The 10,720-nt window shown below is 49.7% G+C and carries 11 protein-coding genes; 6 read left to right on the forward strand and 5 right to left on the reverse strand.

Annotation, left to right across the window (positions count from 1 at the left end; genetic code table 11):
- Positions 1 to 889 (forward strand): EAL domain-containing protein (locus Q0991_RS04255; protein ID WP_299485824.1); only part of this gene is annotated, 889 nt, incomplete at its 5' end.
- A gap of 69 nt (positions 890 to 958) precedes the next feature.
- On the opposite strand, the gene Q0991_RS04260 is transcribed toward Q0991_RS04255, so the two are convergent.
- On the reverse strand, positions 959 to 2,134 hold the full coding sequence (locus Q0991_RS04260) for an alpha/beta fold hydrolase (protein ID WP_299485826.1): 1,176 nt from the start codon (positions 2,132 to 2,134) through the stop codon (positions 959 to 961).
- Positions 2,135 to 2,210: 76 nt separating this feature from the next.
- Here Q0991_RS04260 and Q0991_RS04265 point away from each other — a divergent pair, with 76 nt between their 5' ends.
- Positions 2,211 to 2,924, forward strand: coding sequence for an HAD-IA family hydrolase (locus tag Q0991_RS04265; protein WP_299485828.1), 714 nt, complete (start codon positions 2,211 to 2,213; stop codon positions 2,922 to 2,924).
- Here Q0991_RS04265 and Q0991_RS04270 read toward each other — a convergent pair.
- Positions 2,892 to 3,113 carry a hypothetical protein gene (locus tag Q0991_RS04270; protein WP_299485830.1) on the reverse strand — a complete coding sequence of 74 codons (222 nt, stop codon included), beginning with the start codon at positions 3,111 to 3,113 and terminating at the stop codon, positions 2,892 to 2,894. The genes Q0991_RS04265 and Q0991_RS04270 overlap by 33 nt on opposite strands.
- A gap of 90 nt (positions 3,114 to 3,203) precedes the next feature.
- Between Q0991_RS04270 and rppA the strand changes: the two genes are divergently transcribed.
- From rppA to Q0991_RS04285, 3 genes are all read left to right on the forward strand, one after another.
- Positions 3,204 to 3,932 carry a two-component system response regulator RppA gene (rppA, locus tag Q0991_RS04275; RefSeq protein ID WP_299485832.1) on the forward strand — a complete coding sequence of 243 codons (729 nt, stop codon included), beginning with the start codon at positions 3,204 to 3,206 and terminating at the stop codon, positions 3,930 to 3,932.
- A gap of 743 nt (positions 3,933 to 4,675) precedes the next feature.
- Entirely contained in the window at positions 4,676 to 4,987 is a 312-nt protein-coding gene (locus Q0991_RS04280) for a hypothetical protein (protein WP_299485834.1), read from the forward strand.
- A 5-nt stretch (positions 4,988 to 4,992) separates the two neighbouring features.
- Positions 4,993 to 5,916 (forward strand): MvdC/MvdD family ATP grasp protein, encoded by a 924-nt coding sequence (locus Q0991_RS04285; RefSeq protein WP_299485836.1) that lies wholly within the window; start codon positions 4,993 to 4,995, stop codon positions 5,914 to 5,916.
- Positions 5,917 to 5,943: 27 nt separating this feature from the next.
- Here Q0991_RS04285 and tilS read toward each other — a convergent pair whose 3' ends face one another.
- Positions 5,944 to 6,972, reverse strand: a complete 1,029-nt coding sequence (tilS, locus tag Q0991_RS04290; protein ID WP_299485838.1) for a tRNA lysidine(34) synthetase TilS — start codon at positions 6,970 to 6,972, stop codon at positions 5,944 to 5,946.
- Positions 6,973 to 7,235: 263 nt separating this feature from the next.
- Between tilS and Q0991_RS04295 the strand changes: the two genes are divergently transcribed.
- A complete protein-coding gene (locus Q0991_RS04295; protein WP_299485840.1) occupies positions 7,236 to 8,552 on the forward strand; it encodes a DnaJ domain-containing protein in 1,317 nt (438 codons plus the stop codon).
- Between the two features lie 47 nt (positions 8,553 to 8,599).
- On the opposite strand, the gene ccsB is transcribed toward Q0991_RS04295, so the two are convergent.
- The gene (gene ccsB, locus Q0991_RS04300; protein WP_299485842.1) at positions 8,600 to 9,598 is read right to left on the reverse strand and encodes a c-type cytochrome biogenesis protein CcsB; all 999 of its coding nucleotides are present in this window, start codon (positions 9,596 to 9,598) and stop codon (positions 8,600 to 8,602) included.
- Positions 9,599 to 9,701: 103 nt separating this feature from the next.
- Positions 9,702 to 10,445: a ribonuclease III gene (gene rnc, locus Q0991_RS04305; RefSeq protein ID WP_299485844.1), complete on the reverse strand. Its 744-nt coding sequence runs from the start codon at positions 10,443 to 10,445 to the stop codon at positions 9,702 to 9,704.
- Positions 10,446 to 10,720: the final 275 nt, after the last annotated feature.

Genomic DNA, 10,720 nt, shown 5'->3' on the forward strand with positions numbered 1-10,720 from the left:
TCGAGCCAAAGCCCTGGGCAAGTCTCGATATGTCGTCTTCGAAGCAGCCATGCGCGATCGCGTTCAGGCATTGCTTCGGGTAGAAACCGACCTGCGAGCCGCCATTGCCAACCAAGAGTTTCAGCTCTACTATCAACCGATTGTGTCCTTAGCCACCCATGAGATTGTTAGTTTAGAAGCATTGATTCGTTGGCAGCATCCTGAGCGAGGCATGATCTCGCCTTTAGGATTTATTCCTGTGGCGGAGGAAACAGGATTGATCTTAGCGATTGGTCAGTGGGTTTTGGAGGAAGCCTGTCAACAGTTATGGCAATGGCATCAGATCCTAACCGGGATGCCGCCCTTGAGTATTAGTGTTAATCTGTCCCGTAAGCAATTTTCTCAGGCCAGTTTAGGCAAACAAATTCAATCGATTCTATCGGAGACGGGAGTCAGTGCCCGTCACCTCAAGCTAGAAATTACAGAAACCATGATTATGGAAAATGAAGTGATGGTTTCTGAACTGATTAGTCAACTGCGCGCTTTGGGGATTCAACTCCAGATCGACGACTTTGGGACGGGGTATTCATCCTTGAGCTTTTTGCATAACTTTCCCTTAGACACCCTGAAAATCGATCGTTCCTTTATTGAGGGATTGGTGACCGATACAGAAAAGGCAGAAATTGTGCGAACCATGATTACCTTGGCACACAACCTAGGTATGACTGCTATTGCCGAGGGAGTGGAAACTCAGGCACAGCTACAATGGCTCCAGCAGCATCAGTGTGATTGTGTTCAGGGGTACTTGCTGTCCAAGCCTTTATCCGCGGATCAAATGCAAAGGGTACTGATGCAATCTCACCGGGTGTTTGTACAACCCCTGGAAACTAGCGCTGCGGCATCTGCCTAATGTCTGGCCCCTGTCCGGAGGGCAAGCGATGTTTCCCTGCAGCTGTTGCGACTATTCAAGTGTGATGGTTCAAGCGTGGCTTGAAAGTGGAGTCCATGACGTTCTATCAGCGTCTATCAATTGTAAGAAGTGACTCAGACTGGTTTCCCATAAATCTCGATCAATTCCAATTAGTTGGTGATGTCCTCCATCTGGTGCAATCACCAATTGTTTGGGGGCGGTGATTTCCTGAAAGAGGGTTTTGACCTCTGCTACGGTGGTCCAAGGGTCTTGCTGGCCCTGCATCACTAAAGTAGGGCATTGGATGGCACGGGCAAATTCAACGGGATTATGGCTAAATCCATTGACACCATGCTGTACGCCTCCCCAAAAGACCAGTAATTCTGCCAAAGGAAACGGAGGAATCTGGTGATGTCGTAGGCGGCTACGCACAGCATCAATAAACCGGGCAAAAGGAAGCTCAATAATGACGGCATCGGGCTGGAGATTTTGGGTTGAGATCGCCTTCAGTATTGCTGCACTCCCCATTGATACTCCATAGACAATGACTGGAGGCGGTAGTTTGAGGGAGGGCAACGCGTCGACTGCCACAACCACGTCTTCCGCTTCCCGCATACCGACAGTTGTGGTGTAACCGCTGGAGCCTCCCATGCCTTGATAATCCACGAGAAGGGAGTCATACCCTAACTGGGAAATCGATTGAGCGGGACCGATCAGCTGCCTGTCCTTGGTACTGCGATTGCCGGGGAATAGCACCACTGTCCCTTTTGAAGAAGCCCCAGCTGCTGGAATATGCCAGGCTTCTAACCAGTCGGATGAATCAATCGGTAAACGGTGGGTGGTGTAGGATAAGCCCCTTTCCTCAGGGGTGCGAATATGGGTGGGTTTCGGCAAGCCAAGCCCCCATTGTCCCGGCTCTCGAACATGGGTTAATGCATAGGCGGCCAGGTAAGTACTAACGTTGATACTAATCAGCAAGAAAATGCTGAAGTAGAGCAACCGCCGCCGCCAACGGTAAGGGCGAGGGCTTGCAGACATGGATACAGGCGTCTGCTTCATCATTTTTGCGGTGAGAAAGCAGGTAAAACTTCCGCAGAGTAGAAACACAACAACCGGCTTAAGCGGGAGTTGCCAAGCATTGACGATCTGTAATCCATGTAAGACGATGACCAGCAGCACTAGGCTGGTCAGCAATCCTAACGTGATCCACCCCACTTTCATCAGAGAGTGGTAAGGATTACTCATCAGTGTTTTGCGCTGGTACCATAATCGATGGTCTACCCTATGCCTGCTGCCAATACTGTAACCCCCAAGTTAACCTATGACGCCTTCTGTGATTTTTCTGGATGCCGTTGGCACCTTATTTGGGGTACGGGGAACCGTCGGGGAGATTTATGGCCGTTTTGCTGCCCAGGAAGGCGTAACGGTTGACGCCCAACGTTTGAACCAGGCGTTTATAGAAAGTTTCTTTTCAGCCCCTAAAGCCGCCTTCCCGGACGTTTTACCGCCCGATTTGTACCAACAGGAGTTGCTCTGGTGGAAGGCGGTGGCAGCCCGTGCCTTTCAACAAGTGGGGGCATTCTCAGCTTTTACAGATTTTGATGCGTTCTTCCAAATTTTGTTTGATCACTTCGCGACGCCAGAGCCTTGGTTTGTTTATCCTGAAGTGCCCCAAGTCCTCCAACAATGGCAACAGCAAGGCATTCGCCTGGGGGTAATTTCTAACTTTGATAGTCGCTTACATCTGGTCCTAGCAGCACTACAGCTAAGCGACTATTTTGAGACTGTCACCAGTTCCACAGCAGTTGGAGCAGCCAAGCCAGACCCCCAAGTGTTTGCCGCCGCGCTAGCCAAACATCAGATCGCTGCCGATGATGCTTGGCATATTGGCGATAGCTGGCAGGATGATTATCAGGGGGCTGAACAGGCAGGACTCCGAGGGGTGTGGTTAAATCGTTCCGACAAATCCCCGCCTGGACCGACCCACACAGAAATTTCGGATTTATCCCGATTGGCGTTGACCACGCAGCAGTAACAGCCCCCCAAGCACCAGAGAGGGAGTCAGGACAATGCCTACGGCCAACGGATTAGAGCCAGAAATCGGCAAGAGAGGACCTAAATATTTGATGGCAGCCGATAGGATAGTGGAAAGGCCTAAGACTTTCAGTAGAAAACCGAGGCTGCTTTTACTGCTTTGAGGGGGAGTATTTTCGGGTTGTGGCATAATTCAGTTTAATCCTGCTGGCCTGGGGCAGCGTGGGGATGCTTTTCCCTTAACAGTACCGTAAGCTCTAGCGACCTGCTGTGGTGACCAATGAGTCAAATCTTGCTAGTTGATGATGAGGTTGAATTAACTGATGCCCTGGGCCGTTTGCTCAAACGGGAGGGCTATAACGTTGATGTGGCCAATGATGGTGAAGCGGCTTTACTTGCCGTGCAAAATCAGGTTGCTCAAGGACAGCTGTATGACTTACTGATTCTGGATTGGATGTTGCCAAAATTGTCGGGAATTGAAGTCTGCCAGGCGTTGCGATCGCAAAACCGTCTGATCCCTGTTCTCTTCCTAACTGCTAAAGACACCCTAGACGATCGCGTCGAAGGCCTGGATGCGGGTGCGGACGACTATATTGTCAAACCATTTGAACTGAGAGAATTACTGGCAAGGGTTCGAGCCTTAATCCGTCGGGGAGAACAGTTCTCCCAGAACCCACTGGAGCATTCTTCATCCCATCGACTCCATGTAGAAGGCTTAGACCTCGATCTAGAAAGCCAAATTGCTTATTGTGAGGGCCATGCCATTACCCTTTCTGAGAAAGAAAGTCAGTTACTCGCCTACTTGATGCTGCACCCTCAGCAACTTCTAACCCATGACCAAATCTACCAACATCTTTGGCCGAGCGGAGAGCAGCCTAGCAGCAATGTGTTAGTTGCCCAGATCCGCCTTCTTCGTCGCAAGATCGCTGTCAAAGGCGCTCCTCCGCTTATTCATACCATTTATGGCAAAGGATATTGGTTTGGTTCTACTGTTGAAGCCTCGCCATGATTTGTATCGTCATCATCGCATTTAAAAATAAAAAAGCTCTTGAGAGTCTTGCCGTGTTTCGACCTCAAGAGCTTTTCATCTGAATCACTCCTCACTGCAATCAGGATATCCTGTTAAGAATTTAGTCATTACTCAAAAGTGACACTTTCTTGAGTGTCACCTCACTTAATTTAATAGTTGCTAAAACCCAAATTTCTTGGAGTAGTCATTACATCTTCTGCTCTAAAAGTGATGCCGCTAGCGAGTAGCCATAGAAGCAACTATTAAAGACTTTGAAAGCCCTTTTTATGCCAACAGAATCGGATTAGGCGCAGATTCAGAAGATTGCTAAATCAAGGTTCTTGGATAAACAGAAGTGAACTAAAGGTTCCCCTTTCTCCTATCTGAAAAGGGGGGGACGGAAACAGCAATGATGTGAAGCAATCAGAGACCCACCGCTAGTAAGCTTTTTGAATATCCACCGTTGACAATGGCTATTTCAACCTCAGCTTGCAACCCAACCAACACTGATTAGGTCTCCTCAGAAACCAGAATGATGGCGGAGTATTACCCATCTTGCTGATCTTCGCAGCCATTATTCCTAGGATAAATCTAAATAAATATGCGTAAATTGTCAGCCAGTGCCTGATAGCTTTGTATAATCATCAATAAAACCATGAACCCGAAGCCAAGATTTTAAACTGGCTTGCCAGCCCGCTCTTGTGTCCCCACGTTTACCCACACAATAAACCTGGAGGATCAACATGAGCCATCCGTTTGAACTTGATATTCATGAATTAACCGCTCTTCACTTAGAAGGCATTGAGTCGATTCCAGACAATCAAGCCGCCTCTGTTCAAGGAGGCAGCTATCCACCCTCCCAGACGCTGACCGCTGTAGGTCCCAATGAATCGGGTGAGTCGGGCAATGTCACAACGTTGGCCTTAGGGGAAGAAGGTGGAATGCATGACTTGCCTACCTTAGATTTGCCAGGTAGTTACCCATTCCCATTACCTTATCCTCAACCTGGCGATCCGACGGCTACAACCTATGCCCTAGGAGAAGAAGGCGGTTAGATACAATGACCGCATCCAAAGCAAAAGTGTTGATTTTGGGCCATCCTCAAGATGCTCATGTCGCTCATCTACGGTCTGCCCTCCGCCACCAGGGTGCATTAGTTCGGTGTTTGGAAACCCATCAATTTCCCACACAATTACGTTTTTCCTGGCACGCAAAAACCCAAAAGGGCCTGATTGCTTGGGAACCCGATGATGTTTGGGCGCTTGAAGAGATTCGGAGGGTATTTTGGCGGCAAATCAGTGGTGTCTCTATCCCCCCACTGGCGGATAAGCAGCAGCAGTGGATTGCCTACAATGACTCCATGAGCTTGATGCGATCGCTGATGCAGTCTCATTCCCCTCAGTGGGTCAACACTTGGGAAGCCTACCAATTTCACAAAGAGAAACCCTTGCAATTGAGTACGGTCAAACAGTTGGGGGTCCAGATTCCCCCAACCTTGGTCAGCAACGATCCTCAACAAGTCATTGCTTTTGTCAAGTCATTGGAACAGGCGATCTTCAAGCCGGTCTATGGGGGGGCTCATGCCCAATGGGTCACGCCAGAGCATCTAGACCCCCAGCGGTTACAACTCGCACTGAAAGTGTCTCCAGCCACCTTTCAAGCCTATATTCCGGGAACCAATATCCGCACCTACGTGATTGGCGAATCCGTATTTTCTGCAGAAATTCGCAGTCCTTCTGTGGATTTTCGAGACGATCAAACGGCTGAATTGTTGCCAGTCACCTTACCCGGAGCGGTTCAGCACCAGAGTTTAGCCATCACTAAGGCGTTGAAATTAAAGTGGACTGCAATTGATTGGCGGTTGACTCCCACTCAGGACTATTTCTTTTTAGAAGCCAACCCCAGCCCCATGTTTATCTACTTTGAGCAGCAAACGGGTTATCCGATTACTCAGACGCTGGTTCAACTACTGCTGGCTGACTAGCAAGGGGATATCATACCCCAGCTTTGCTCAAGCCCAAGCAGCGGGACAAATGACAATCCAAGGATCAAGCACGGCTGCAACCCACGTTTTTGTTAAGGGATCGGTACGGGAGCGATTGGGGGCAGTGATCAGTGCTGAAACTTTCTCCACCTGCTGAAAATTAGCTGACAGAGATAAAGTGTTCTGTAAAAACTGCCGGAGGGCACGTCGCTGGATAGCCGTCGGTGCAGATTGGAGTTTACGTCTATTGATATACCCCAAACAGGGGGGCGAGGGAGCTGAAGATAAAACAGGCGGTTGATGGGGGATAGACTCTGCTAGTAAGCGTTGCGTTTCGCTTTCAAGAAACGCAACCTCTGCTTGGAGAATTTCAGCAGTGTGAGCAAGGGCTGTCTCAACTTGGGGATTGAAATGGGTCTTTAAGTAGGGCAACACCCCTAGCCGAATACGGTTGCGTCGATAAGCAAGTTCTTGGTTCATGCCATCTTCCCAGATCGGTAACTGGCGTTGTGCACAAAATTCTCCAGTTTGAGCCCGGGTGGCTGCCAATAATGGCCGCACAAGATGCACCTGTGCTGATAATGGGCGTTGCCAACTCAATGCTTGTAGGCCATCAGTGCCGCTTCCTCGTATCAGATTATAGAGGAGGGTCTCAGCGCGATCGCTGGCCGTATGGGCGGTGACAACGATTGAACAGCCCTGTTTCTCAGCAATTTCAGTCAAGATTTGATACCGCCAACGCCTTCCGGCTGCTTCGCTTCTCAATTCGGTGGGAGCCCGTCGAGCAAAAAGGGGAAGCTGATATTGATCCGCGATTTGGACAACATATTGAGCATTTTCAGCCGCATCAGAAGGCCATCCATGATCTCCATGAGCAAGGGCTAAGTCCCAACCCCACTTGGGTTGTAAATCAATCAACAACTGCAGCAAACAAAAGGAATCCTGGCCGCCCGAAAATGCCAGGAGAACCTTACTGTGCGGAGGGAGAAACTGGCGTTGCCGGAGGACTTGATGCAGCTGAGTATGGAGTGGAGTCCAACGTTCAGATTGACGCACTGGATATCTCGTTGAAGCAGCGAAAAGGATTAACTGACGGTAGCCTGAAAGGAGGAAAAAAGTGTGAGACGCTTTTTTATCAGAGGCAAAACCGAATTGAGTTAATTGTAAAGCCAACAAAAAATACTGCAGAAAAATAAGAATTTGAGGAACATAGATACATCTTTTTGTTCGAATGCCATACTTGTGGTTATGAGTGTAAGCAAGGCTACATCTTAATTTCCTATTGAGTTGTCGAATCAGATTCGTTTTTTAGAATTTTCATGGTGGACTCACAAAATCATTACAGCGTTCTGCAAGTGTCTCCGCAAGCCACCCCAGCGGATATTAAAACTGCATATCGCCGACTGGTTCGTCAGTATCATCCTGACTTAAATCCCAATAATCCCAGAGCGGCAGCCGTTTTTCAGAAAATATGTACGGCTTATGAAGTGCTTAGCAACCATGAAAAACGGGTGCTTTATGATCACACCTATCGTCCGCCGTCTCCGTTTATTGACGAACCAGGTTCTGTTGTTCTTCAAGATGCTCAACAGTATTTTATCCAAGGGGTGCAAAAAGCGAATCGGCGTAATTACGCCACTGCGATCGCAGATTTTACCCAAGCGATTCATCTAGATAAAAACTATGTCGAGGCCTATATGGGGCGCTGTCAAGCTCGATTCTTCCTGGGGCATAATCGAGAAGTTTTACAAGATTGCGACCATATTTTAAGCCTGCAGCCCAACTCAGCCCAGGCTTATTTTTTTAGAGGACGCGCCTGCTATCGGCTTGGGCATCTAGATTTAGCTGTTGAGTCCTACTCCCAAGCCATTGCCATCGAAAAGGGATATGCTCAGGCCTACTATCATCGCGGGATCGCCTACATCAAAGTCAAGGAAAGAGCTGCTACTCAAGATTTGCAGATGGCGGCTAGTTTATTTCGACAACAAGGGCAACTTGGGCCCTACCAACGGGCGATCTCAACCTTAAAAGACCTGAACCGCAAGCCCACTAACCTTGTCCTCAACTTACCCCGCAATAGTGCGGCGCTCGTAGCAAACGCAGCGACTACCTTGCCGCGCCTTTTAATCAATCCCAGTGGCGGAGCATTGCAAGTTTGGCAGAGTCAGTTGCCTTTTCAATTATTGGGCATCAGCTTTTTGTTTGCGGCAATCGCCATTGCGGGGGTTGTTGGCGGCATCCATTTTTTGGCACCAACCCTCTCTCTATCGTATTCCCAACTGATGATTCTCAGCCTTTCAGCCTTCAGTAGCCTCGTTTTGACGGGAGGAATCACCCGCCAGATGGTCGGCAAAGGGGGCAGCTGGTCTGGGGATTTCCTGGTCGCGAGTGCAGCGGTTTTGCCCCTGGGTGGATGGGCCATTCTGAGCGGCTGGGTTATACAGCTCGGCCAAATCGAGTTGATTGCCCTCAGCCTGTTTGCCTCTAGTTACGCGATTCTCAGTTTGTATGGTGGGTATACCAAAATCGGCCAAATCTCAGAGCAGATCGCAGCATTTGCCGTCCCCCTGATTTTGTTGATTAGCTATGGTGTGACGGCGTTAATCTATCGAGCCTTGATGCTGCAACTGGTTTAAGGTTGAGCTTGAGGCCTTCCTTTTTGATCTTTCTCGCCACACTCCAGCTAGAAAAACCAGCCGTAGGAATGGAGGCCTTTACCCAAAAGATTGACGCCGAGATAGCATACCCAAACCACAAAAAACCCCCCTGTCGCTAAATAGGCGGGACGTCGACCTTGCCAGCCTCGGGTGATCCGAGCATGCAGGTAAGCTGCAAACACGAGCCAAGTAATCAGAGCCCAGGTCTCTTTAGGATCCCAACTCCAGGGTGCTCCCCAAGCCTCATTCGCCCACACCGCCCCTGCAATAATTCCCACAGTGAGTAATGGAAACCCTAAGCCAATCATCCGATAGCTCAGATTATCTAGAGATTCAGCCAGGCTCAAGCGTTTGAGAGAAAGGGAAGGGGCTGATGTGGTTGAGACCGGGGTGAGAACGGCAGTGGCTTGGGCTGATCCCATCGACACTCCTTCTTCAATCGGGTCTTTACGCTGGTCGGTCGGCTGAGTCTCTCGTTTACGGAAACTGCCCGTGCCAATGGAACTTCCTTTCAACTCAACCGGTTGGCCTAAGGTGACAACTAAAAAAGCAATGGCGAGCAATGAACCCACCAGTAAGGCAGAATAACTCAGCATCATCACGCTGACATGCATCATCAGCCAGTTAGACTTCAATGCCGGCACTAAGGGGGCGGACGCCTGCATCTCATCCGGTAAGGACAGGGTCGCGAAAGCGGTAATTCCCATCGCTACGGGTGCCGTAGCCGCCCCGACTAAGCGACTTCGACTCAGCCATTCTGCTAACAGGTGAATTGTGGTTACGCCCCAAGCCAGAAAGAACAATGATTCGTACAGGTTACTGATGGGAAAATAGCCTCCTTCTATCCAGCGAGCCCCTAATAAACAGGCCATGCAGAGATTCGCAATTGCCATGCCCGCCGTTCCCAAGGTCGGGAGCAAGGGAAGCTTGGGAAAGGCAACCCCTCCCCAATAAATCAGCATGGTGATGAACAGGACTGCGAAAGAAAGGTTGTCAAGCTTGTTCTGGAGTAGGACCAGATCCATCGTTTTTATCCTTATGCTATGAATCGTTGAGCTAAAGACTCAGTTAGAGTGATGTCTAAGGTAAGACATACCCTCATTATCCTACCGAATGACGGACATGGGGCTAGTCCACCGTAGATTGGGGATCTATGGTCAAGGACTGAAGCTGTAAATAAGCGGTATAAGCAGCTGCTTTCTCGGCTGCTTTGATGGAGCGTCCCTTGCCAGTTCCCAATAATTGCCCCTGAAGCCAAACTTCAGCGGTAAACCGCTCATTTTGATTCGGCCTCGATTGGGAAAAGTTTTCCTGCACTCGATAGTCTGGCAATTGTTGATAAGTCGCTTGGGTCCATTGCTGTAGGGCGGCTTTATAGTTCTGATAGGCTGGGTCAGTTTTGACTTGTGCTGCTTGAATCTGGAGGTGAGGGGTCAGCCAAGGTTGGATTAAGGATAAGTCACTTGTACTGAGGTAAAGTGCGCCCAGTAGGGCCTCAAAAGCATCTGCCAATCGCGATTCCTGGCCCTGAGTGTCCTTACTTGCGCTGGGCCCCAACAAGAGAAATCGATCCAAGCCATACTGAGCAGCAAGGGTTGCAAGGTTGCGATCGCTCACCAATACCGACCGAATCGCCGACCATTCTCCGACTGTTCCTTGGGCATGGTTGTCCCATAGGAGAACGGCAACCAACAGCCGAACGACAGAATCCCCCGCAAATTCTAGTTGTTCATAGTTTGCGTCCGCAGCAGCCGAGGAATGCGTTAATGCCTGATCCAATAGATCCCAACGAATCTGAGCCGTTGTGGATAATCCTAAGCGAGCAATTAATTTTTCAAGTTGTCGCCGTCGCTGCGGTGGACAACCGGACATGGAGGGAAATGGGGTCAAGAGGGCAACACTGAGGGCAGCAATACAAAAAAGGGGGAAGAGCAGGCGGTAAGCCGGGTTCTGTTCTCTTGTTGAGACAGAGACTGTTGCTCCAGTTCACAGCAAGAGGGTAGTTATCTATCTGGGACGCCTGTTACCAGGCGCCTCTAGCGGCATTGCAAACGAGAGCGGGGAAAAGACCAACCGTTGCCCTCTGCCTTGCTCTCCACCGGGGTTTACCGAGCCAACGCCTCTCGACGTTGCTGGTGCGCTCTTAC

Origin of the sequence: Acaryochloris sp. IP29b_bin.137 (assembly GCF_028285745.1) — a bacterium.
In the GTDB taxonomy this organism is placed as follows: Bacteria; Cyanobacteriota; Cyanobacteriia; order Thermosynechococcales; family Thermosynechococcaceae; genus Acaryochloris.

Coding starts and splice junctions, on each gene's coding strand:
- Q0991_RS04260 (WP_299485826.1), bottom strand. CDS start 2,134: ATGAGTAATCCTTACCACTCTCTGATGAAAGTGGGGTGGATCACGTTA.
- Q0991_RS04265 (WP_299485828.1), top strand. CDS start 2,211: ATGACGCCTTCTGTGATTTTTCTGGATGCCGTTGGCACCTTATTTGGG.
- Q0991_RS04270 (WP_299485830.1), bottom strand. CDS start 3,113: ATGCCACAACCCGAAAATACTCCCCCTCAAAGCAGTAAAAGCAGCCTC.
- rppA (WP_299485832.1), top strand. CDS start 3,204: ATGAGTCAAATCTTGCTAGTTGATGATGAGGTTGAATTAACTGATGCC.
- Q0991_RS04280 (WP_299485834.1), top strand. CDS start 4,676: ATGAGCCATCCGTTTGAACTTGATATTCATGAATTAACCGCTCTTCAC.
- Q0991_RS04285 (WP_299485836.1), top strand. CDS start 4,993: ATGACCGCATCCAAAGCAAAAGTGTTGATTTTGGGCCATCCTCAAGAT.
- Q0991_RS04295 (WP_299485840.1), top strand. CDS start 7,236: ATGGTGGACTCACAAAATCATTACAGCGTTCTGCAAGTGTCTCCGCAA.
- ccsB (WP_299485842.1), bottom strand. CDS start 9,598: ATGGATCTGGTCCTACTCCAGAACAAGCTTGACAACCTTTCTTTCGCA.
- rnc (WP_299485844.1), bottom strand. CDS start 10,445: ATGTCCGGTTGTCCACCGCAGCGACGGCGACAACTTGAAAAATTAATT.